The organism is Kitasatospora sp. NPDC088548 (genome assembly GCF_044753005.1).
In the GTDB taxonomy this organism is placed as follows: domain Bacteria; phylum Actinomycetota; class Actinomycetes; order Streptomycetales; family Streptomycetaceae; genus Kitasatospora.
The window spans coordinates 99,698-121,876 of sequence record NZ_JBIVMI010000011.1; the positions used below are offsets into that span (position 1 = coordinate 99,698).

At 70.7% G+C, this 22,179-nt stretch carries 20 protein-coding genes; 10 read left to right on the forward strand and 10 right to left on the reverse strand.

The window, feature by feature from the left end:
• Nucleotides 1–37 precede the first annotated feature (37 nt).
• The 3 genes from ACIP82_RS16505 to ACIP82_RS16515 all read left to right on the forward strand — a co-directional run bounded on the left by ACIP82_RS16505 (nt 38) and on the right by ACIP82_RS16515 (nt 2,031).
• Nucleotides 38–709 (forward strand): DedA family protein, encoded by a 672-nt coding sequence (locus ACIP82_RS16505; RefSeq protein ID WP_400653893.1) that lies wholly within the window; start codon nt 38–40, stop codon nt 707–709.
• Nucleotides 709–1,374, forward strand: a complete 666-nt coding sequence (locus ACIP82_RS16510; protein WP_400653895.1) for a phosphatase PAP2 family protein — start codon at nt 709–711, stop codon at nt 1,372–1,374. Before ACIP82_RS16505 ends, ACIP82_RS16510 begins: the two co-directional genes overlap by 1 nt.
• A 144-nt stretch (nt 1,375–1,518) precedes the next feature.
• On the forward strand, nt 1,519–2,031 hold the full coding sequence (locus tag ACIP82_RS16515; protein ID WP_363613549.1) for a pyridoxamine 5'-phosphate oxidase family protein: 513 nt from the start codon (nt 1,519–1,521) through the stop codon (nt 2,029–2,031).
• 126 nt (nt 2,032–2,157) lie between these two features.
• Here ACIP82_RS16515 and ACIP82_RS16520 read toward each other — a convergent pair whose 3' ends face one another.
• Complete coding sequence (locus ACIP82_RS16520) at nt 2,158–2,652, reverse strand: MarR family winged helix-turn-helix transcriptional regulator (RefSeq protein ID WP_400653897.1); 495 nt, start codon at nt 2,650–2,652, stop codon at nt 2,158–2,160.
• A 96-nt stretch (nt 2,653–2,748) separates the two neighbouring features.
• Here ACIP82_RS16520 and ACIP82_RS16525 point away from each other — a divergent pair, with 96 nt between their 5' ends.
• The 3 genes from ACIP82_RS16525 to ACIP82_RS16535 all read left to right on the forward strand — a co-directional run bounded on the left by ACIP82_RS16525 (nt 2,749) and on the right by ACIP82_RS16535 (nt 5,951).
• Nucleotides 2,749–3,990 (forward strand): alpha/beta hydrolase, encoded by a 1,242-nt coding sequence (locus ACIP82_RS16525; RefSeq protein ID WP_400653899.1) that lies wholly within the window; start codon nt 2,749–2,751, stop codon nt 3,988–3,990.
• A 146-nt stretch (nt 3,991–4,136) separates the two neighbouring features.
• Nucleotides 4,137–5,258, forward strand: coding sequence for a TIGR03364 family FAD-dependent oxidoreductase (locus ACIP82_RS16530; protein WP_400653901.1), 1,122 nt, complete (start codon nt 4,137–4,139; stop codon nt 5,256–5,258).
• 12 nt (nt 5,259–5,270) lie between these two features.
• The gene (locus ACIP82_RS16535; RefSeq protein WP_363613557.1) at nt 5,271–5,951 is read left to right on the forward strand and encodes a phosphonatase-like hydrolase; all 681 of its coding nucleotides are present in this window, start codon (nt 5,271–5,273) and stop codon (nt 5,949–5,951) included.
• A 488-nt stretch (nt 5,952–6,439) separates the two neighbouring features.
• Here the strand turns inward: ACIP82_RS16535 and ACIP82_RS16540 are convergent, their stop codons facing one another.
• Nucleotides 6,440–10,288, reverse strand: a complete 3,849-nt coding sequence (locus ACIP82_RS16540; protein ID WP_400653904.1) for a hypothetical protein — start codon at nt 10,286–10,288, stop codon at nt 6,440–6,442.
• 128 nt (nt 10,289–10,416) lie between these two features.
• Complete coding sequence (locus ACIP82_RS16545; RefSeq protein ID WP_400653906.1) at nt 10,417–10,920, reverse strand: hypothetical protein; 504 nt, start codon at nt 10,918–10,920, stop codon at nt 10,417–10,419.
• A 312-nt stretch (nt 10,921–11,232) separates the two neighbouring features.
• Here ACIP82_RS16545 and ACIP82_RS16550 point away from each other — a divergent pair, with 312 nt between their 5' ends.
• The 3 genes from ACIP82_RS16550 to ACIP82_RS16560 all read left to right on the forward strand — a co-directional run bounded on the left by ACIP82_RS16550 (nt 11,233) and on the right by ACIP82_RS16560 (nt 14,385).
• Nucleotides 11,233–12,456, forward strand: a complete 1,224-nt coding sequence (locus ACIP82_RS16550) for a helix-turn-helix domain-containing protein (protein WP_400653908.1) — start codon at nt 11,233–11,235, stop codon at nt 12,454–12,456.
• A 206-nt stretch (nt 12,457–12,662) separates the two neighbouring features.
• Complete coding sequence (locus ACIP82_RS16555; RefSeq protein WP_400654046.1) at nt 12,663–13,370, forward strand: TIR domain-containing protein; 708 nt, start codon at nt 12,663–12,665, stop codon at nt 13,368–13,370.
• A gap of 250 nt (nt 13,371–13,620) precedes the next feature.
• Nucleotides 13,621–14,385, forward strand: coding sequence for a hypothetical protein (locus tag ACIP82_RS16560; protein WP_400653910.1), 765 nt, complete (start codon nt 13,621–13,623; stop codon nt 14,383–14,385).
• Between the two features lie 617 nt (nt 14,386–15,002).
• Here the strand turns inward: ACIP82_RS16560 and ACIP82_RS16565 are convergent.
• From ACIP82_RS16565 to ACIP82_RS16595, 7 genes are all read right to left on the reverse strand, one after another.
• Nucleotides 15,003–15,452 carry a hypothetical protein gene (locus ACIP82_RS16565; RefSeq protein ID WP_400653912.1) on the reverse strand — a complete coding sequence of 150 codons (450 nt, stop codon included), beginning with the start codon at nt 15,450–15,452 and terminating at the stop codon, nt 15,003–15,005.
• Between the two features lie 38 nt (nt 15,453–15,490).
• Complete coding sequence (locus ACIP82_RS16570) at nt 15,491–15,811, reverse strand: multidrug efflux SMR transporter (RefSeq protein WP_363615239.1); 321 nt, start codon at nt 15,809–15,811, stop codon at nt 15,491–15,493.
• A gap of 5 nt (nt 15,812–15,816) precedes the next feature.
• On the reverse strand, nt 15,817–16,491 hold the full coding sequence (locus ACIP82_RS16575) for an HAD family phosphatase (RefSeq protein ID WP_363615237.1): 675 nt from the start codon (nt 16,489–16,491) through the stop codon (nt 15,817–15,819).
• A gap of 76 nt (nt 16,492–16,567) precedes the next feature.
• Nucleotides 16,568–17,647, reverse strand: a complete 1,080-nt coding sequence (locus ACIP82_RS16580) for an ABC transporter ATP-binding protein (RefSeq protein ID WP_400653915.1) — start codon at nt 17,645–17,647, stop codon at nt 16,568–16,570.
• A 102-nt stretch (nt 17,648–17,749) separates the two neighbouring features.
• Nucleotides 17,750–18,595 carry an ABC transporter permease subunit gene (locus tag ACIP82_RS16585; protein ID WP_363615233.1) on the reverse strand — a complete coding sequence of 282 codons (846 nt, stop codon included), beginning with the start codon at nt 18,593–18,595 and terminating at the stop codon, nt 17,750–17,752.
• Nucleotides 18,583–19,560, reverse strand: coding sequence for an ABC transporter permease (locus ACIP82_RS16590; RefSeq protein WP_400653917.1), 978 nt, complete (start codon nt 19,558–19,560; stop codon nt 18,583–18,585). The genes ACIP82_RS16585 and ACIP82_RS16590 overlap by 13 nt, the downstream gene beginning before the upstream one ends.
• 38 nt (nt 19,561–19,598) lie before the next feature.
• The gene (locus ACIP82_RS16595; protein ID WP_363615229.1) at nt 19,599–20,771 is read right to left on the reverse strand and encodes an ABC transporter substrate-binding protein; all 1,173 of its coding nucleotides are present in this window, start codon (nt 20,769–20,771) and stop codon (nt 19,599–19,601) included.
• Between the two features lie 558 nt (nt 20,772–21,329).
• On the opposite strand from ACIP82_RS16595, the gene ACIP82_RS16600 reads away from it, so the two are divergent.
• Nucleotides 21,330–22,052, forward strand: coding sequence for a GntR family transcriptional regulator (locus tag ACIP82_RS16600; protein ID WP_400654048.1), 723 nt, complete (start codon nt 21,330–21,332; stop codon nt 22,050–22,052).
• The last annotated feature ends 127 nt before the right edge of the window (nt 22,053–22,179 follow it).

Sequence of the window (22,179 nt, forward strand, 5' to 3'; positions counted from 1 at the left end):
CGGGCGCGCCCTCCAACGTACGGGAGGTCCGCCAGCCTTGCTCCAGTCGCCCGCCGTTCCGGCCGTTCACGCCCTCGCCGTGAACCTGCTGGACGCCTCGTCGCTGCTCGCCGCGTTCGGCGCGCTCGGCATCGCCGTCGTGCTCTTCGCCGAGACCGGCCTGCTGGTCGGGTTCTTCCTGCCCGGCGACTCGCTGCTGTTCACCGCCGGCCTGCTCTGTGTGCCCGGCGCGACCAAGGGGCCGCAGCTGGAGCTGTACCAGGTGCTGCCGGCCGCCCTGATCGGGGCGCTGGCCGGTGCCCAGGTGGGCTATGTGATCGGCAGGCGCGGCGGGCGGGCGCTGCTGCGCCGCTCCAGGCGGCAGAGCCTCCAGCAGGGCGTCGAGCGCGCCGAGGAACTGCTCACCAAGTACGGCTACGGCAAGGCGATCGTGCTCGCCCGGTTCATCCCGGTGGTCCGAACGGTGCTGAATCCGCTCTGTGGCGTGCTGGAGGTGCCGGTCCGCTCGTTCACCTTCTGGCAGGTGACGGGCGGGGCGGTCTGGACCGTCGGAGTGGTGCTGGCCGGGTACGCGCTCGGCTCGTCCGTACCCAGCATCGACCGTTATCTGCTCCCCATCATCGGTCTGGTAGTAGTTGTCTCCGTGATCCCGATTGTTCTTGAACTGTTCCGCGCCCGTACGGCGCGGCGTCACGGAGGTGACGCGTGATGTCCTCCCGGGCGCTGGCCGTGTACGACGGCAGCGGTATCGACGGCGGCCTCTACACCCGGGTGATCGGGTGGGCGGACGCCGCGCCGCACTGGCTGGATGAGCTGGTCAAGGTCTGGTCCGCGCTCGGGCTCGGCCTGTTCGCGGTCTTCATGGTCTACGCGTGGTGGCGGGCGCGCGGCACCGGGTCGGCGCTGATGGCCAAGGTGCTGGCCTCGCCGCTGATCGTGATCGTCGCCTATGCCGTCAACTCGGTGTTCAAGGGGGCGGTGGAGGAGGTCCGGCCGTGCGCGCAGATCGCCGGCAGCGTCTCGCTGGAGGCCTGCCCGGGCGCCGGTGACTGGTCCTTCCCGAGCAACCACACGGTGATCGCGTTCTCCGCCGCGACCGCGCTCTGGTTCGTGAACCGGCGGCTGGGCCTGATCGCCGGGATCGCCGCCGTGCTGATGGGCGCCTCCCGGGTCTGGGTCGGTGTGCACTACCCGCACGACGTGCTGGTCGGCGCGCTGGTCGGCGTCCTGGTCGCGATCCCGCTGGCACTGGCCGCCGGGCGCGCGGCGCCCCTGGTGGACCGGGCGCGCAGCGGCCCGCTGCGGCCGCTGCTCTGCACGGGCGCCATGGCGACGGGTGGCCGCGGTGCGCCGCTGGAGGCGCAGCGGCGCTGATTCCCTTGCCCCGCACGGCCCTTGTGCGGCCGGGGCGGCGGGGAGAGCATGTGAGCCGGGCGTGGGGCCCCTCCCGAGGGGCGCCCGCCCGGCTCAGTCGTGCCAGGGGCGCGCCGTGGGCGTGCCGGCGGGAGGGATGTGCCAATGCCGTACCGACTCGACGTCACCCAGGGGGACCGGCCCGCCGAGGAGCTGCGCAAGGGCGTGGAGGGGCTGCTGGCCGAGGCCATGGTGCTCACCCTCGCCACCGCCGGCCACGAGCGCGGCCCGCACGCCAACCTCGCCTTCTTCGCGCACGACGACGACCTCGTCCTGTACTTCGTCAGCGAGCGCTCCACCCGGCACAGCCACCACCTCGCGGAGGAGGCCCGGGCCGCCGCCACCGTCTTCCTGCCGCCGCCGGTCTTCGGCGAGCAGCTGCGCGGTGTCCAGCTGTCCGGCAGCGCGGGCGAGGCGTGGGGGCGGCAGGCGGAGGCGGCGCTGGCCGCGTACCAGGGCCGGTTCCCGTCCTTCGCCCAGGACGCGGAGGTGCGGCGGCAGTTCCTGACGGGCGGCGGCGCGGCGGCCCTGTACCGGTTCCAGGTGGAGGAGCTGACGGCGGTGGACGAGCCGGTCTTCGGGCGGCGCAACTACCTGCGGGCGGGCGTGCTGCGGTAGCGGTGCGGTGGGCGTGGCCCCCCGGGCCGGGAGGGGTGCGGTTCCCGGCCCGGGGGGCCTGTCCTGTCGGGCTTCGTCGGCCGGTCCTCGTCGGTGGCCCCGGCTCTTCTCCGTGGGCGCGGGCGTTCAGAGCTCGTCGTAGACCTCGGCCAGGCCGCGCAGGACGGTGGTGACGGTGTCGACCTCGGCGGCGTCGAGGCCGGCCGTCAGCCGTTCCAGGGCCTGCGCCAGTGCCTGCTGGCGCAGGCGGTGCCGCTCGCGGCCGTCCGGGGTGAGGGTGACCACGACGGACCGGCGATCGTGCTCCGGCCGCTCGCGGGTGACGTAGCCGGCCTCCTCCAGGCCGTTGACCAGCTGAGTCGCGGCCGCGGCGGTGGTCTCGGTGCCCGCCGCCAGTCGGCTGACCGGCAGCGGCCCCTCGTCGGCGAGCACGCGCAGGGCCCGCGCGTGGGTGAGCGAGAGCGCGCCGCGGGTGCGGGTGGCCCGGCCGCGCAGCCGGGCGTCCGCCGCGCTGAGGCTGTAGGCGGCGCGGGCCAGCCCGTCCAGCGCGAGGGCGCGGGTGCCGCCCCGGTCGGAGGGCCGGTGGTCGGCGCTGGGTCGAGGGTGTTCCGGGTCGGTCATGAGGGTGCTCCTTCGGCGGCGGGTTGACAGCACGGCAAGTGTAAGCACTTAATGATTAAGTACTTATGTAATTGCGCCGAACGGAGCGTACCTCCCATGACCATGCGATCGACCGGACAGAGCTGGGCCCTGGACATCGCCCTCGCGCAGGGCGGCTTCGACGCCCTGCACCCGCAGGCCAAGGGCACGATGGAACAGCTCGGCCACGACCACACCGACTTCGACAAGGTCTTCGCCCTCGTCCGGAGCGGCGCCATGCTGCCCAAGGCGTGGGCCACCGTGGCCGGCCAGGCCGAGGAGCGGGCCGCCCACCACGAGGCCGGCGGCTACGACCGCACCGCCGCCGACCTCTACCTGCGTGCCGCCGTGATGTGGGGCCGGGCGCAGTACTCCGTCTTCGACGCCGCCGACCCGCGCAAGCGGGCGTTCCGGGAGCGGACCAGCCACTGCGTGGCGCGGCTCGGCGAGCTGCGCGGCCGCCGGGTGCGCCGGGTGGTGCTGGACTTCGAGGGCTCGCACATCCACGCCCTGCTCCACCTGCCGGCCGGGGCCGTCGAGGACGCGCCGGCGGTCATCCTCGGCCCGGGGATGGACATGATCAAGGAGGACTACATCTACGCCGCGGAGCGCTACTACACCTCCCGCGGTGTGGTCGCGCTCTCGATCGAGGGGCCCGGCCAGGGCGAGTCCCGGGCCGGTGGGCTCACCGTCGACCTCACCAACTACGAGCGTGCCATCGGCCGTTACATCGACTACCTGGCCGACCTGCCCGAGGTGGACCCGCGGCGGATCGGCATGTTCGGCATCAGCATGAGCGGCTACTGGGGGATGCGGGCGGCGGCCACCGACCCGCGACTGGCCGCGCTGGCCGGCTTCGAGGGCGTCAGCGGCGACTTCGAGACGATCTTCAACCGGGCGCAGCCGACCTTCAAGAACAACTACATGTTCATGGCCGGCTATGAGGACGAGGAGGCATTCGACCGCGAGCTCGCCTCCCGGATGCCGCTCGGCGACCTCGTCGCGGACATCACCTGTCCGGTCCTCGTGGGCATCGGCGAGTTCGACGAACTGACCCGGCTGGAGCAGGCGATGGCGACCTACGACCGGATCCGCGCGCCCAAGGAGATGCGGGTCTACGAGAACGAGTTCCACCCGTTGGGCGGCACCGCCGCCGAGGTGTTCCGCTTCGGTGCGGAGTGGCTGGAGCGCGCCCTCGACGGTGAACTGCGCGAGCCCGGCCGCGATGTGCGGCACTACGTGCACGCGGACGGCCGCACCACGGACGGCACCGCCGCCCCGGCCTGGTGGCTCGGCACCGACCCGGTCCGGGCCGCCTGACCGGGCGGGCCGTGGGTGACATCGCGGGCCGCCGCGGTGTCACCCGGCGCACCGGCCATGGGTTGTCTGTACAACTTTTCGGCCGGTTCACCTCGGCGCCGCTGCTCGGACTCCCCTCGGACACCTCGCCGCACCAGTCTGGCCGCATGAGAGTCATCGTCGTAGGAGCGGGCGTGCTCGGCACCATGCACGCCTGGCAGGCCGTCGAACGCGGCCACGAGGTCGTCCACCTGGAGCGCGAGGCCGAGGCGCGCGGCGCCTCCGTGCGCAACTTCGGCCTGGTCTGGGTCAGCGGCCGGGCGGAGGGCGAGGAACTGGACACCGCGCTGCGCGCCCGCGAGCTGTGGGAGCGGATCGGCGCCCGGGTGCCCGACCTCGGCTTCCGGGCCAACGGATCGCTCACCGCGATCCGCACCGAGGCCGAACTCGCCGTCGCGGAAGAAGCGTTGACCCTCCCCGACGCCGAGGCGCGCGGCTACCGGCTGCTCGACGCCGACGAGACGAGGGCGCAGAACCCGGCGCTGCGTGGCAGGCTGCTCGGCGCGCTGGCATGCGAACGGGATGCCGCCGTCGAACCCCGCACCGCCCAACCCGCCCTGCGCGCCGCCCTGCTGGCCAGCGGCCGCTACACCTTCCTGTCCGGGCGCGAGGTCCGCGAGGTGATCGGCGAGAACGCCGTCCGCGACGACCACGGCGACGTGCACACCGGCGACCTGGTCGTCCTCTGCACCGGCGCCTGGCTGGGCGGCCTGGTCCGCGAGCTGGCGCCCCGACTGCCCGTCCGCAAGGTGCGGTTGCAGATGATGCAGACCGACCCGCTGGGCGAGACGCTGACCACCTCGGTCGCCGACGGCGACAGCTTCCGCTACTACCCCGCCTTCGCGGGCGCCGCGCTGGAGCGGCTGAAGGCCGTCCAGCCGCAGCCGTCGGTCGCCGCCGAACACAGGATGCAGCTGCTGATGGTCCAGCGCCGCGACGGGGGCCTCACCATCGGAGACACCCACGAGTACGACCAGCCGTTCGGCTTCGACGTGGTCGAGGACCCGTACGACCACCTGGTGGGCGTGGCCGAGGAGTTGCTCGGCCGCCCGCTGCCCCGGGTGCGCCGCCGCTGGGCCGGGGTGTACGCGCAGTGCGTGGACACCACCCGGGTCGTCCACCGTGAACGGGTCCGCGACGGCGTCTGGCTGGTCACCGGCCCGGGCGGCCGCGGCATGACCTGCTCGCCCGCCATCGCCGAGACCACCGCCGACCTCGCCAACCTGTAGGAGGAACCGAACATGTCGCTTGACATCCGCCTGGTCGTGCTCGACATGGCCGGCACCACCGTCGCCGACGACGGCCTGGTCGAGCAGGCCTTCCAGGCCGCCGCCGGCTCGCTCGGCGTCGAGGCCGGCAGCCCCGAGCACGCCCGCATGCTGGAGCACGTCCGGGCCACCATGGGCGAGTCCAAGATCTCCGTCTTCCGCCACCTGTTCGGCGCGGAGGACAAGGCCCAACGGGCCAACGCGGCCTTCGAGGCCGCCTACCACGACCTGGTCGACGCGGGCCACTGCGCCGCACTGCCGGGCGCGGCCGAGGCGATCGCCGAACTCCGCGGCCAGGGCCGGAAGGTGGTCCTCACCACCGGCTTCTCCCGGGCCACCCAGGACCGCATCCTGACCGCCCTCGGCTGGCAGTCCGTCGCCGACCTCACCCTCTGCCCCGCCGAGGCCGGCCGCGGCCGCCCGTACCCCGACCTCGCCCTCACCGCCCTGCTGCGCACGGCCACGGACTCCGTCCGCCAGGTCGCGGTGGCCGGGGACACCGGCTACGACATGCTGACCGGCACCCGCGCGGGCGCCTCCGTCGTCGCCGGCGTCCTGACCGGCGCCCACGACGAGGCCCGCCTGCGGGCGGACGGCGCGACCCACGTCCTCGCCTCGATCGCCGAACTGCCGGGCCTGCTGACCGGCCGCTGAGCGAGCCCGGGCACGAGAGCCACCCGGTCCGCCGAGCCGTAGTCGAACGGCTCGGCGGACCTTGTCGCGTGGGCACCGTTCCAGTTCTCCCGTTCCGGTACACGGGGATCTGGCGCAGTGCTCTTGAGACGGGTGGTGCTGGCTACTCAACCGAGGAGGAGTACGGACCAGCAAGATGGTCACCGATCTGCTGACACATGCTGGGGTGGTCGTTTTAGCTGAACGAAGCGGGCGCTGTCGTCCTCGTCGCTGGTGGTCGCTCCGCCGCCCGCGTGACGGCCGGTACAGGTGTTCGTACTGCTGGCGGAACTCCCCGTCGGGGACCGTTCCGGTCCGGGAACATCAGGCGTGCGGCAGGGGGCCGGCCTGGCCGCTGACGCGCGACAAAGCTGCGGCGGTCGGCGGCGTCCGAGGTGCGTTTCACCAGCCTGGCCCGGCTGAAGCGGTCGAGCGGCTCCCCACGCGGCCGATCGTGACGTCACGAGGGTTCAGCGCTCTCCGGAAAGAGCGTCGTTCAGTCCGTGTGCGTCCACGCGGTAGAGGCCATCGATGATGCCGAGGCACTGGGTCCGGATCGCAGGATCCCCCTGCCGGTACAGACGCAGCACCGTCTCGATCAGGTACCGCTGAATCAGAGCGTACCCGCGTCGGCCCTCCCTGCTGCCCTCTTCCGAAACCGCTGCCAGTGCCTGACACGCTTCGAGTCCCCGGGAGGGCAGGCGCAGTGTCGACCGGGAAAGTGACTGAGCCAGGGCTTCGGGGTGCTCGGAGAAGGCGGGGCTGGAGAGGAAGGAACCGATGAGGTCGTCCGCGACCTCCGGTGGCAACTCGGCCACGGCGCGCATGGAGCGTGCTGCCGCTTCACGCACCGCCGTGTCACTGTCATGGAACATGCCTCGGAGCAGCGGTGCGCCATGAACGGGATCGCTGGCAGCCATCTCGGCGGCCCCCTGACGTGCCGCCGAGGTCAGTGCGTCAGGTCCTATGGGCAGGCAGGGAATCAGGCGTCCCTGCATAGCCAGAACGGACCAAGTCGCTCCGGCGTGTCGTGCTGCTTCTGCGGGGCCTTCGAGCGCCCGGATCAGTTCCGGTGCGAAGCGCTCGGTGTCGTGAAGGAGGACCCAGGTGAGCAGCTCGTGGGTGGTGAGGGCATCGTGGACGTCCACCGGGACTCCGGTGAAGAGGCATTCTGCGAGATCCAGCGCTTCCCTCGGAGCAAGGCGTAGGAGCGCGGTCACCGGCTCCGCGGCGCACACCCGAACGGCCATGACCGGGTCCCGAGCAAGCCGGTCGAGCAATGGGAGGAGATCTTTTACAGGGGCGTCTGCTGCCCTGAGGAGGGCACCGATGGCGAGGGCAGCCTCCCCCCGTGTGGAGTTCATTCCCGCTGTCAGGAGGTCCCCGCCGTAGTAGTACTGCCCTGGGTGCGACTCGGTCCGCGCCGATTCAGAAGCGGGATGGGGATCGTTGGCACAGCTGTTCAGCAGACGGATCGTGGCAAGGTGCGTCGCGGCGTGCGGCGCTGCGGTGAGGATCGCTCCGCAAACGGCCCGGCCTACGTGCTCTCCAACGAGGTGGCGGGCATGGGCGCAGAGGTCCAACAGGTTGCTGACCTGCACCTTTCCGGCGACCCCGTTGATCAGGGCGGTGAACGCAGGAGGCGGGATGCTTTCGTCGAATGTGAAGCCCAGCCGGACGAATCGCTCCGGCTGGCGACTGGCCAGAGACCCCAGCAGAGAGGCCAGTTCGCGGGCTCCGCCCTTCGGGCGGCCCCTGCTCCAGTCGACGCCTTCCTCGGTGTACTTTCTCAGTGCGCTCAGCCAATGAGCATCCGTCATGTGTTCGCCGGCGGACGAGGCGATCGGGGGGCCGACCCAGTGGGCCTCCACATGGCGCGGCCCAACTGGGGGATACCGCGCGAACTTGCGTTCCAACTCGCCGAGACGTCTCGCCACCTCCGGGCTTCGGCGTCTCTCGTCGACTGCTCCGAGGAGCACGTACTGCGTGCGCCCGAACATGTGGCGGTGCTCGGGGCGACGCTCCCAGCTCGGGTAGTGGCGGAGAAGCAGCCGGACGAGCCGGCTCAAGGTGTCGTCCCGGCAATCCCGCGTCGCCCCGGCGATGAGTTCACGCGAGGCCCAGCACGCGCTGTCCCGCCAGTCGAGGTGCAAGCGTCCGGGGTCCGCCATCAGCCACGCGAGCGCTTCGTCCGGTTGGTTCCACACGGTATAGGTCCGACAGGTGAGCAAGGCCAGGGCCCGCCCGCCACTTGCCGCCAGGACTCCCATGGCTTCTGTGACAGAGGAGGGATCCTGTTGAGCCAGTGTGCGCAGGGTGTCATGCGCCGCCGTGTACAGGGCTTCATCGAAGTCAGGATCGAACGGGGAGGGGGGAAAGGACCACCGGGGGCGCACCGTGTCCCTGTCCGCATGGGCCGCGTGGCTCGCCTCTGCGACGGCGATCACGAACGGCAGAACGTGTTCGAGTGTTTCTTCGGGGGCCGCCGCGGCCGTTTCGGAGACAAGGGTGCCCACATGGGAGCCTCCGGTCATGGAGAGATGACCGGAATCGAACGGATCACCGTGCCCGGCTGCCACGGCCCGTTGGAGCCCCCGCGCGAGGAAGGATCCCAGCAGGCGGGTCGCGGAGGCCGCCTCCTGTTCGGCGAGTTGTTCGAACAGATACCAGAAGTCAGCGCCGGTGTCGGAGGCCCCGGCGTGCCCGCTGTCGAAGTCACCGCGGTCGATGAGCGTGCGGACCAGGTCCATGGAGAACACCGAAGGCCACGTGCAGACCCAGCCGAGGAGTCGCTGACGCCACGATTCGTCGGCGTCCGAGTACGGCGCGACGAGTTCCAGCACGCGCGCGGGATGATGCGGGGTGCACCATGTCAGTTGCGGGAAGACCAGAGGGACCAATCGGGGGGTGGCGAGCCACTGTTCCCACCTCCCGGTGTCGGCCGCATCGAACCATGCGGGCAGGGCCAGCAGAACGCGTAGCTTGCCTGCGGTGACTCCCTCGTCCCACGCGAGAGGGTCCAGGGCTGCCCAGTCCTCGCTCGTGGCATCGAGTTGTTCGAGTACGGCGAGGACGACGAACCGCAGATGAGGCCGGACCAGGTCCGACGTGAGCAGGCGGACGACCGTGCGTCTGAACTCCGCCCGGTCCGTATCACGTAGATGCTCCAGCACCTGCCGGGTCTGGGCCCGACGGAACAGGGCCTGACCGCTCGCCGCGAGGAAGTCGTGGAGATCCTTACCGGACTGGACGAAGGACCTGGCGAAGAGGTAGTCGAAGTACGTCTCGTGGAAGAACCCGATGCGGTCGTTGTCCGCATGGAGCAGGACCCCCGCCGAGACGAGCACGGCCAGGTCGGTCCTGGCGAACCGGTCCAGAAGCGCATACGGGACAGTGACGGTCTCGCGTCGGCTCATCTCGTCGACCAACTGACGGGTGATGTCCGGCCAGGCATCAGCGGGGAGTGACCGTTCGACCTCGCGGCGGGACTCGTCCGTGTACTGGGCGTAGAGCTCTTGCAGGCTCCGGTACGGCGTCGTCCGTGCCCTCTTCGAAAGTCTGCTGAAGACCGCGAGGTGCAGGGGGGTGCGAAGGAGATCCAGGGTGTCCCTGCCGAGTACCTGCGAAGATGTACCGCCCGCTTCAAGGACGTTACTCACGGCCTGGTCGTCGAGAAGTCCCAGCCGGAACCGCTCAGCCGTTCCCTCCTTGCCGACCAGGCTCGTCAGGCGCGGGTCCTTCTCGACATCGATGGTCCGGGCTACCAGGACGACCCTGATGTTCGGCGAGGCGGCCAGCGCCTCCAGCATGTCGTCCACAGCCTCGAAGACATCGGGGATCCGGCCGCTGTAGCTGCTCGCCGCATCTAGCTGGTCCACGACGAGCAGTGCCGGAGCGCCCTTCGCTACCCGGGCGATCAGCGTGGCGGGAGAAGCGGGGAGCCCCAGCCGCCGTCCCACGGCTTCGGCAGTCCGGTCGTCCGCCTCCACCTCGTCCATCCGGAAGGGCAGGACGGGCCACCCCCGGTCTTCCGCCATGGTGATGACCTCTCCCGCCACCGTCGACTTCCCCATGCCCGCGGGACCCTCACACACGATGGTTGTCGGCCCGTCCACTGCGACCAGACGTCCGAACAGTTCTTGCGCATGGGAGCGGACGGCCAGACCGAACGGTGGTCGCACCCGGTCGGCGCGCCGCAGGAAGCGCCGTTGCGCCGCGTGAACAGCTCGCCGATCGGCGTCGGTGGTGTCCGGACAGGGAGAAGCGTTCTCTTCGGCCTGGTGTGGTCCGACGAAAACGTACTGGGTCCAGGAGCCCACAGCAACGCTGTGGTCGGATGCCTGTACGGTGCCTGACGGGCCAGCTGCCGCAGCCCCGGCTGTGGTGGGGGGACGAACGCGATGATCAGCATGATTCGTGTGGATTGGGACTGAATTACCCGGTCCGCTCAGCCCCGTGACGGATCCGGGATGGGAGGGAAACCGATGTGCACGTCCCCGTTCACCATGCCTGCGGCGAGCGAACTGCGGTCGGCCTGGATGCGTACGTTCTGACCGGTGATGACGCCGGGGCCAGTGGTGGCTCCGGTGTTTCCGGTGGAGTGATCACGTACGAGACGCTGCAGACGCGCTGCCGCCGGATCGCGCTCAGCGGTACCGAGCTGCTCCAGCAGGGCGATGAAGCGGTCCTGCCAGACTACTGCGTGGCGGGCGGCGATGCTCCGGGCTTCCGCGTCGCCGGCTGCCCGCAGAGCAGCAGCGGTTTCTGCCAGGCGGGCCAGCTCCGACCGTTCGGCCTGCCCGCCGTCCTGGGCGAGCCAGGAGGCCACCTGGTACCGAAAAGGCGGCCAGAGATCGGTGCCTGCTGTATCGATGATGGCAAAACCCGCATCTGCCGCGATCGCGCGTAAGGCTTCTGACAACACGTGTCCCCCTGGTTGGTTCGTCGTCACGATAGTCGGTCTGTGCAGTCGGCAGAGGTAATTCGCGGGCCCCGGCGGATGCGGAGTGGTGCCCCGCCCTCCGAGAGTGCCGCTACGCCGTCGCGACCTCAACGGGTTCCCGCAGGTCGAACGGTCGGTGCCCGCAGACGACAGGGGTATGGACGCGTATGCGCGCGACGGTTCCGCCCAACCGTGAAGAAGGAGGAAACATGAAACATCGCTCTACTCGGCAGAACAGCGTCCGGCCGTGCCAGAATCTTCAGCAGAGGTGGCCTAAGGGTGATCCGGCGGCCTATCAGGGCAATGGGGAGAGGCAGGTTCATGGACATCTCGTTACGTTTCGGTCCGGAGCTGCGTCGGTTGCGTGAGGGCGCGGGTATGACGCTTCAGCAGTTGGCCGATGTCACGAGCTGCGGCAGAGCAGACCTCTCGAAGATCGAGCGGGGAGCCGTTTCTCCCACCATGAATCTGGTCCAGTGCTGCGATGCTTATTTCGACGCCGGAGGACGATTGCGGTGGACGTTCTCAGCCGAGGTGGAATCCGCAGCGAAAAAGTCGAAGCCGGCGCGTCGGCAAGTGATCGCTACAGGGGTCGGCTCGTTGCTCGCGGCTCGTCTTGCGGAGGGGGAACGGGCTGATCGCGTCAGTGATGGCGAGCTACCTCCGGGCGCTCTTCACCAGGACCAGCTGCACCGGATGAAGCAGTTGGGGCAGAGCCTGGCACCCTCCGCGATGCTGCCCGTACTCCGCTCACAGGCATCGACCGTGATCGCGCTGGCTTCCCGTACCACTGGTCCCTCGCGGGCCGGTCTGCTCGTTACGGCCTCCCGTTTCGCCGAGTACATCGGGTGGGTGGCTCAGGAGGACGGTGATGAGGCTGGGGCGCTGAACGCCACCGCCGAGGCGGTTGAACTGGCTCGCGCCGGTGGCGACGAACACCTGGCGGACTACGTGCTGGTGCGTCGCGCGCTCGTCTCGTACTACAACGGAAACGCAGCCCGGACCATCGCACTTGCGCAGCAGGCACAGCACAGCGGCGCACCTCCCCGGATCAGGGGTCTGGCAGCCCAGCGGGAGGCTCAGGGGCATGCGCTCGCTGGCGACGAGAGGGCTTGCGGGCGAGCGCTGGACCAGGCACGTGATCTCCTGGCTGTAGAGGGGAGCACGCAGGACAACCTGGTTCTCGGCACAACGCAGTTGGTGGACCCCGTTTCCATGGTGACGGGGTGGTGTCTGTACGACCTGGGCCGACCCCGGCAGGCAGCCGACGTGCTGGAACGGGAGTGTCGGCGCATCGCGCCGCACGCTCTGAATACCCGAACGCGGTACGGACTTCGACATGCCTTGGTGCTGGCGGCGTCGGGCGAGGTCGAGAACTCCTGCGAAACAGCTCGGGATCTGCTGGCTTTCATGAGCGTCATGCCCTCCGCTACCGTGCGAACGGACGTGTGTCGGCTGGGCTGTGAATGGTCACGGTTCCGGGGAAGCCCGGCGGTGCGCGAGCTTCGTCCTGCACTGGTCAATGCCCTGAACGGCGCCAACTGACTACCGATTTCCCGTCGCCGTGGCGTGGACTGGATATCGCCTTATGTCTGTTCGCCGGGCCGGAAGCAAATGTTGCCCGACGGTGATCCTGTATGCATCATGCGGGCAGAATGGCGCCCGTAATTTGGATGCCGGAGGCCCGCGAGGCACTGTTCACCAGACTGAGCGCATCACACAGGACGGAATCCTGCATGCATTTGATCTTTGTGAATTACCGGACCAACGACGAGGAGGCAACCGCCACACTCGTGGACAGGGAGCTGTCGCGGGTGTTCGGTAATGAGAACGTCTTCCGGGCGAGCAAGTCCATCGGGCCGGGGAGCTGCTTTCCCCAGGAACTGCTCGCCGCCGTCCGGCGCAGCAGTGTTCTGCTGGCTGTGATTGGCCCCCGCTGGCTGGAGGTCGGGGGCTCCGGCGGGCAGAGCCTCCTGGAGGACAAGGAAGACTGGACCCGGCGGGAGATCTCCGAGGCGCTCGAAACCGGAGCCGTCGTCATCCCCCTGCTGGTCGGGGGAGTGAAGCGGCTTCGGCATGAGGACCTTCCTGCGGAGATCGGAGGTCTCGCCGACTGCCAGTACCGCAGGATCAACCACCGCAACGCGGGTGCCGACCTGATGGGACTGGCCGACGACCTCGTGAAGTTGTTGCCCGAACTCGCAGCTGCCGCGCGGAGCAACGGGTATCAGTCCGCCTCGGCCCCGTTGGAGGAGGGCGCAGACGGGGCCGGAGGCGCCGGGGTGAGGGCCAGGGGGATCAAGCACCGTCAGCGCGGCGGGATCGGGAACCTCAACGGAGACCTCTCCGGAACCTTCGTCAGCGAGCCCCAGGGGCCGGTCCACACGGGGAGCGGTCACCTCTACCAGGCGCGCGAAAAGTACCTGGGCCGCGCATCTCCAGCGACGGAGGCGCCGTGAACTACGCGGCCGACAACCACGGAAGCCTAGAGCAGGGTACGGACCGGAACGGACGGCCTGTGGACGGGCAGCGTGCTTACTTGCGACCTTCGGACACCTACTACCAGTCCGAAGGGGCGCAGCCGCCGCGTGCCGGTGGTTCGCAGGCTACGTCTGAGGGCCTGGTGTTTGAAGCCGATGAGCCCACATGGCCGGGTCGTGGGGGCGTGGGGCAGGACGGTCCCGGTGCGGATCGGGAAGGAGGCAAGTGGTGAGTGCGCCGCAGACCCCCGATGTCTTCGCGCGTATTTGCAGATCCGTTGAGGAGCAGTACGCCGACACGGTGCTGTTGTGTGGGTCTGCGGCCCTATGTGGGAGCGGAGGACCCATTTCGCTGGACGACCTCCGGTCCCAGGCCCGCAGTGGCGAATCAGGCCACCCGGAACGAACTGCCGCTTGGCGTCATATCGCGCGCCACCTGCGCGAGGAGGCCGAGGTCGGGGGTGAACGGAGCTGGACGCTGATTGCCGTGTGGCTGCTCGCGCCTCGACTGCGTGGAGTGGCGTACTCGATCGCCCGGCAGACGGGAGCCGAGCGGGCCGATGTCGGCTCCGCACTGCTGCAAGGAGTGTTGGAAGGCGCACGGGCTATCAAGAGAGAGGCTCCGGCGGACATCGAGCAACACCTGATGGGCGCGGTGTTCACCACCGGGTGGCAGACCGGACGACGCGGTCCGAAGGAGACCCCGGTAGGGGGATGGGGCATGGCGCGGGAAGAGGTCGTGCCTCAGCCTATGACCAGGACGCCCGCCAGCGTCGTGTTCGTTGACGTGATGTCCAGGACTCTCGTCCAACAGGCGCAGGGTGAACGTCTGGGCGCACTGGCATACCGCCTGGGTCTTCTGGCGCATGTGCGTCAGGTGCGTCGGATCAGCCGGTCCCGGCTGCGACGACCGTATGGCGGGGACCATCACGCACTGAGCGAGCAGCCCACCTTGTTCGAGATGTGGGGGCCTGCTCATGAAGCGTCATCGTGATGAGTCCGTGTCTTTCTCGGCAGTGTTCGGTCTCCCCGCGGAGGTCGGGCTACGGACTGCTGCGGATGCGTTGGGCCTGGGCCTGACCACTGCGTACAAGCGAGCAAGGCGCGGTGACTTCCCTTGCCCGCTGCGAAAGATCGGGCGAACGTACGTGGTGCGGATGTCGGATCTGATGTGGGCTCTCGGCATCCAGGATGTGCGGGTGCACCACGACGACTTCGAAGCAGGGGCGCGGTTCGCCGGCGGGATGACCGACACCTGACGCGCAAGGAGGATGATCACCCGGAACGGGTCACTTACCAGGGTGAACCGGACGCTGCAGCGATCACCGGCGATAAAGGGCTCGGTGCGTATGGGCACGGGCTTCCTTCGGCAACGTCGAAGAGCCCCACCGCAAGCGGTGGGGCTCTTCGATATCGTGCGTGACGTACTCGGGTCTGGGCACCGTTCCGAAGGTCGAGACGCCCGCCGCCGGTGAGCTCGGCAGCGTGTTCGACCTGGATGACGTCCCCAACCGACCGTCGTACGACCAGGGGTCCGTGTACAGGAAGTCGGACGCGTCGACTTCCTGTACACGGGTGGGGCCGGCCCTGGGTGGAAGGGGCTGTGCGTGGCTACGGGCAGATCCAGCAGTAGAGGTGGTGGCCGCGGGACGCCGCCCGGCGGGCCAGGGCGGCCAACTGCTCCAGGAACTCGGTGAGGTGGGCCTCGTCCGGGAGCATGTCGAAGGTGTCGGACCGGGACCAGGCCAGGCCGGCGGCGGTCAGCGTGTGGTGGTCGGCGGCGGTCAGGGCGTCGCGGAGCGCGTCCGGGATGGTCAGGGCGACGATCTCGCCGTCCTCGAGCATCGCGACCAGCCGGTTGCGCCCGGGATCGGCCGCGAGCTGCGCCTCGGGCCTGCCGGTGAGGAGGGACTCGGCGGGAAGGAGGCCGACCATCGGGTCGATCCCCTTCACCGTGAATTCGTCGTACCCCGTGCCGAACGGCTCGTCGTCGTCGCGCACGATCGCCCCGGCGGCGGCCCGGTCGTCGGCGGCGGTGTAGTAGTTGAAGAGAACTCCCATGCGCCCGATGCTCGCACCCGGCACCGACACGCCGGCGGTCAGTGGCCGCCCTTGAGGTTGAGGACGATGACGCCGACGATCACCAGGGCGATGCCCAGCCACTGGAGGCGGCCCAGGGACTCGCCGAAGGCGATGACGCCGATGCCGGCCACCGCGGCGGTGCCCGCGCCCGACCAGACGGCGTAGGCGACGGAGACCGGGATGTGCTTCAGGGCCCGGCCGAGCAGCAGGAAGGAGAGCGCGTAGCCGATGCCCACGCCCAGGCTGGGCCAGAGGCGGGTGAAGCCCTCGGTGAGCTTGAGGCAGCTGGTGGCGCAGACCTCGCTGGTGATGGCGAGGGCGAGCAGGAGGTAGGGCACGGTGGTCAGCCGGCCGGGCGGGCGCCGAGCTTTCCGAGCAGGGCGAGGTCGGCGTGGACCAGGCTGTCGAGCAGGGTGACCCGGGAGCCGTCGGGGATGGGCGTGGCGGTGGACGGCACGGCGAGCACCGCGCAGCCGGCGGCCGTGGCGGAGGCGACGCCGGTCGGGGTGTCCTCGACGGCCACGCAGGCCGCCGGGTCCAGGCCGAGGCGGTCGGCGGCAGCGAGGTACGGGTCCGGCGCGGGCTTGGTGCGCTCGGTGTCCTCGGCGGCCAGGGTGACGGCGAACCAGTCGCGGCCGATGGTGGAGAGGACGAGCTCCACCACCCGGCGCGGCGAGGCGGAGACCAGCGCGGTGGGCACCCGGGCGTCCCGCAGTTCGGCGAGCAGCGCGAGGGCGCCGGGGCGCGGGACGGTCTCGGCGGAGACCTTGCCGAAGAAGGACTCGCCGAGGCGGTGGGCGAGTTCGGCCTCGCTGAGCGAGGTGCCGCTGACCTGGTGCAGATGGGCGGCGGTGTGCTCGATCGCCTGGCCGAGCACCTCGGGGGCGTCCTGGTCGGTCAGCGGGTGCTGGAGTTCCTCGGCGAGTTCGGCGGCGGCCTGCCACCAGAGGTGCTCGGTGTCGACCAGGGTGCCGTCCATGTCGAAGAGGACGGCGGCGGGCAGGGGGGTCTCAGGCATGGCGGTACCTTCGGTGGTTCAGCAGCAGAGGCAGTAGAGGCGGCAGAGGCAGTGCAGTAGGGACGGACAGGTCGGTTCAGACGGTACGGCGGTCCACCAGCACCGGCCGCTCGGGCAGGGTGAGCGCGGCGCGGGAGCCGATCGGCAGGGTGGCGGCGGCCTCGGTCGGCAGGTCGGCCTTGACCTCGGTGCCGTCGGCGAGGCGGACGGTCAGCCGGGTGACGGCGCCCAGGAAGGACGCGGAGACCACCAGGGCCGGGCCGTCCCCGGCCGGGGCCAGCGACACGTTCTCGGGCCGGACCAGGACCTCCAGTTCGCCCTCGGCGGGCGCGGTGCCGTCCACGGCGTGGCGGCGGCCGAGCACCTCGACGCCGTCGGCCGTCCGGGTGCACGGGATGCGGCTCATGGTGCCGACGAACTCGGCCACGAAGGCCGTCGCCGGGCGGGCGTACAGCTCGGACGGGGTGGCGCACTGCTCCAGCCGGCCCGCGCGCAGCACGGCGACCCGGTCGGCCATCGAGAGCGCCTCCTCCTGGTCGTGGGTGACGAACAGGGTGGTGATGCCCAACTCCTGCTGGAGGCGCCGGATCTCCTCGCGCAGCGAGAGGCGGACCTTGGCGTCCAGCGCGGACAGCGGCTCGTCGAGCAGCAGGACGCGCGGCTGCAGGGCGAGCGCGCGGGCGAGCGCGATGCGCTGCTGCTGGCCGCCGGACAGCTGGTGCGGGTAGCGGTCGGCGTGCTGCGGCAGGCCGACCAGTTCCAGCAACTCCTGGGCGCGACCGCACCGTTCGGCCTTGCCGGTGCCGCGCATCCGAAGGCCGAAGGCGACGTTGTCGGCGGCGGTCAGGTGCGGGAAGAGACTGTAGGACTGGAACACCATGCCGGCGTCGCGCCGGTGCGCGGGGATCCGGGTGATGTCCTCGCCGTCCACCAGCACCTGGCCGGAGTCGTGCTGCTCGAAGCCGGCCAGGATGCGCAGCGCGGTGGTCTTGCCGCAGCCGGACGGGCCGAGCAGGGCGAGGAGTTCGCCCGGCCGGACGGTGAGATCCAGGCCGTCCAGCGCGGTGGTGGTGCCGAACGCCCGGCGCAGGGTGCGGAACTCGACGGTGGCGCCGCCCGGGGCGGTGGCGGTCTTCTCAACTGCGAGGGAAGTCATGGGGGTTCGTTTCTCCGTGGAGTTCAGGAGCTCGGGACGTCGGGAGGTCGAACAGTGAGGTCGAACGGTGCGGCCGAGCGGTGCGGCCGAGCGGTGCGGACGTCAGGACGTGGTCCTGTGCCGGCGCTCGCGGCCGACGGCGGCCAGCAGGAGCAGCAGCAGCCAGGTGATCAGCAGGCTCAGGATGGAGACCGCGACCGACATGTGGGCCTGGCTGTTGCCGACCGAGTAGATCCACACGGGGAAGGGCTGGTAGCCGAGGATCGAGGCGGCGGTGAACTCGCCGAGCACCAGGGCCAGGGTGAGGAAGGAGGCGTTCAGCAGCGCGCCGCGCAGGTTCGGCAGGACGACGGTGAACACCGCGCGCGGCCAGCTCGCACCGCAGTTGCGGGCGGCCTCGACCAGGGTGCGGACGTCCACCGCGCGCAGGCCCGCGTCCAGCGCCCGGTAGGCGAGCGGGAGCGACATCAGCACGTACGCGATGACCAGGACCAGCGGGAAGTCCGGGTCCTGGATGAACACGAAGGTCTGGAAGAACGGCGTGTCCATCAGGTAGTCCGGGCCCCAGCGCAGCACGCCGATCAGGCCGGCGGTGAGCGCGACCGGCGGGACGACCAGCGGCAGCGTGCAGAGCACGTCGATCACCGGGCGCAGCCGGGGCGCGCCGAGCCGGACCGCGATCAGCGCGGGCACCAGCAGGAGCAGCAGCACCAGGACGGTGACGACGGCGAGCTGGAGGGTCAGCCAGAGACTGTCGAGGAAGCCGGGGGCGCTCAGCAGGCCGGTGTACGCCTCGAAGGAGTAGCCCTTCGGGTCGTCGATGGAGAAGTATCCGGAGGCGGCGAGCGGGACGACGAAGTAGACGCCCGCGAGGAGCAGGACGGCACCGCGCCACCAGCGCACCTTCGGGCGCCCGGACGAGGTGCGGGCGGAGGTCAGCTGAGCCATCGGGCACTCCGGCGCTGGAGGGGGAGGTACACGGCCATCACCAGGACGGCCACCACGATCATGTTGAGGCTGAGGGCGAGGGCGAGGTTGCCCTGGCCCACCAGGACGTTGCCGGAGAGCGCGTCGGCGATCGAGCGGCTGACCAACGGCACGGTGGCGCCGACCATGGCGGCGGCGGTGGCGTACGCGGCGAAGGCGCTGCCGAAGAGCAGGACGAACCCGCCGAGCAGCGAGGGCAGCAGGATCGGCAGCGCGACGTGGCGCCAGTACTGCACGGTGGTGGCCCGGTTGTTGTGGGCCGCCTCGCGCCACTGCACCCGCAGGCCGTCCAGGGCCGGGGTGATGGTGAGCACCATGAGCGGGACGAGGAAGTACAGGTAGACGACGGTCAGGCCGGTGAAGGAGTAGAGCGACCAGCCGTGGTCGGTGAGGTGGAGCAGCTTGGTGATCTCGCCGGCGTTGCCGAGGGTGGCGACGAAGGCGAAGGCCAGCGGCAGTCCGCCGAAGTTGGCCAGGACGCCGGAGGCGGTGAGCACCGCCTGGCGCAGCCAGGTGAACCGGGAGGTCACCACGGCCTGGGCGATCGGCAGGCCGATCACGGTGGAGAGCAGCGCGGTGAGCGCGGACAGCTTGAGGCTGCTGACCATCGCCGTCCAGTAGGCCCCCTGGACCGAGGCGGTGACGTTGTCGAGGGTGAACCGGCCGCCGCCGCCCTCCGCGTCGCTGGAGGTGGTGAAGGCGCCGATCACGATCGCGACGGCCGGCAGGCCGAAGCCGATCGCGAAGAAGACGAAGAGCGGCACGGTGGCGAGCCAGGAGCCGCCGCCGAGGCGCAGCGCCGGGCCGCGGCGCGGGGTGGGGGTGGTGGTCGTGGCGGTGGTGGTGTCGGTGGCGGACGCCCCCGGGCCGCCACCGGGAACGGTGGCGGCGGGGGTGGTCGGCACCGGGGTGGGAGCCGTGGTCATGAGTGGGATCAGCCCGTTCGAGGTGAGGTGACGGTATGTCAGCCCGCGATGGCCTTGGTCCAGTTCTCGGTGACGACCTTCTTGGCGGCCGTGATCTGGTCCTGGGTCGGGAAGGTGGTGAACGGCTTCTCGATGGCCGGCAGCTTGGCGGCGGCCGCGGTGTCCAGGGTGCCGTCCTTCTTCAGGGCCTCGAAGGTGGACGGGGTGGCGTAGCCGCCGAGGAAGAGGTTCTGGCCCTCGGCGCTGAACAGGTACTCCTGCCACAGGCGGGCGGCCGCCGGGTGCGGGGCCCACTTGTTGATGCCCTGGTTGTAGAACTGGGCGTAGCTGCCGTCGCTGGGGACGGAGACCTTCCAGTCGACGCCCTTCTCCTTGAACTCGTCGGTGTAGCCGGCGTTCAGGTAGGACCAGTCGATCGAGATCGGGGTCTCGCCCTTCTCGACGGTCGCCGGGGTGGACTCGACCGGGTTGAAGTTGCCGGACTGCTTCAGCTTGCCGAAGAAGTCGATGCCGGGCTGGATGTTGTCCAGCGAGCCGCCGTTGGCGAGCGCGGCCGCGTAGACGCCGCCGAAGGCGGAACCGGACTTGGTCGGGTTGCCGTTGAGGGCGACCTGGCCCTTGTACTCCGGCTTGAGCAGATCGGCGAAGGTCTTCGGGCAGTTGGCGATCTTCTTGGCGTCGCAGCCGATGGAGACGTAGCCGCCGTAGTCGTTGACGGCGGCGCCGTTCGCGTCCTTCATGGTGTCCGGCACCTTGTCGAAGGTGGCGACCTTGTAGGGGGCGAGCAGGCCGTCCTTGACCGCCTGGAGCGCGAAGGCGCTGCCGAGGTCGACCACGTCGGGGGCGCGGTCCTGGCCCTTGCGGGAGGTGATCGCGTTGATCTCGTCCTGGCTGGAGCCGTCCGGGTTCTCGTCCTCGATCTCGATGCCGTACTTGGCCTTGAACGAGTCCATGAGCTTGCCGTAGTTCGCCCAGTCCCGGGGCAGCGTGATGGCGTGCAGCTTGCCCTCCTTCTTGGCGGCGGCGACCAGGCCGTCCATGCCGCCGAAGTCGGCGAGCGAGGTGGCGTCCTTGGCGTCCTTGGTGCCGGCCTTGGCGGCGTCGCCGGACTTCGCGGTGGTCGAACCGGCGGAGCCGCAGGCGGTGAGGGAGAGCGCGGCGGCGGTCAGTACGGCCGCGAAGGCGGCGGCGCGGGCACGGTGCACGGTCACGGGTCAGTCTCCTGATCGGGGGCGTACTGCGAGGGGTGCCGGTCGCGAGGGGGAGGTTCGCGAGGGCTGCCTTCGCGAGGGGCCTCAGGGGGCCCGGGGGTCCTGAGAGTGGCCTTCGCGAGGGCCGGAGTCGGGCGGAGAGGCGGTTCGGACGGGGCCGAGTTGACTAGCCAACTTCGCTGACGGGGGTAAGTACGCCGGAGCCCGGTGACGGGAAGGTGAACGGACGGCCCGGAACCGGGGTCGGCTGCGGGAACGGTCGAATCGGGCCGTCCGGGAGCGATCGGCCGAGTGCGATGCTTCGAGGGCGCAGCGGGATAAGGTCGGGCTGTCCGCGCCGGTACGGTTGCGCAGGACACCGCCCCAGGAGGGACATTGACTGACGTGGCACTGGAGCCCGACCGCCCCGCGGCCGCAGGAACCGCGCCGGGCCAGGGCCGCTCGGCCGCGCCGGGCGAGGACCTCACGACGGCCTCGGAGCCCGCCCCGCCGCCGGGCCGTGGCCGTGCCGCCGCCGCACCGGCCGAGGACCGCGCCGCCGGCGCCCTCTACCGCAAGGTGGCCGCCGACCTGCGCGAGGCGATCACCACCGGCGCGTACGGCGAGGCCGGCCGGCTGCCCGCCGAGGGCGCGCTGGCCGAGCAGTACGGCGTCTCGCGCGGCACCGTCCGCCAGGCGCTGGCCGTGCTGCGCTCGGACGGGCTGGTCACCTCCCGGCGCGGCACCCGGCGGGTGGTGCTGGGCACCGCGCGGGTGCAGAGCTTCTCCGAGCTGCTCAGCTTCACGCACTGGGCGTACTCGATGGGCGAGGAGCCCGGCGGCATCCTGGACTCGCTGGTCCGCCGCCCCGCCGACGCCGCCGAGCGTGAGCAGCTGCGCCTGGAGCCGGGCGCCGAGGTCTATCTGACGGTCCGTCTGCGCACCCTGTCCGGGACGCCGGTGATGGTCGAGCGGACCGTCTACCCGCCGCGGGTCGGCGAGATCGTCGCCCAGCTGCCGCCCGACGTGGTCTCGCACACCGAAGTGCTGCGCGAGCACGGCATCCTGTTCACGGACGCCGACCACACCATCGACATCGTCGCCGCCAACGCGGAGGACGCCCGGCTGCTCGGCTGCCGGCGCGGCAGCCCGCTGCTGCGCGAGCGGCGCCGGACCACCGACCCGACGGGGACGCCGGTGGAGTGGTCCCAGGACCGCTACCTGCCCGGGACGGTGGCGTTCAGCGTGCACAACTCGCTGGCCACGTCGGCGCTTTCGCGGCACGCGCGGGAGACCGACTGAGCGGCCGGGCCGGGGGGGGGGCGGGCCCCCCCCCGCCCCCCCCCCCGGGCGGCCGCACCCCGGGGGGGCCCCCCGGCCGGGACTGCGCGAACCCCCGCGGCCCCGCCGCCGCCGCCCTGGCCCGCGC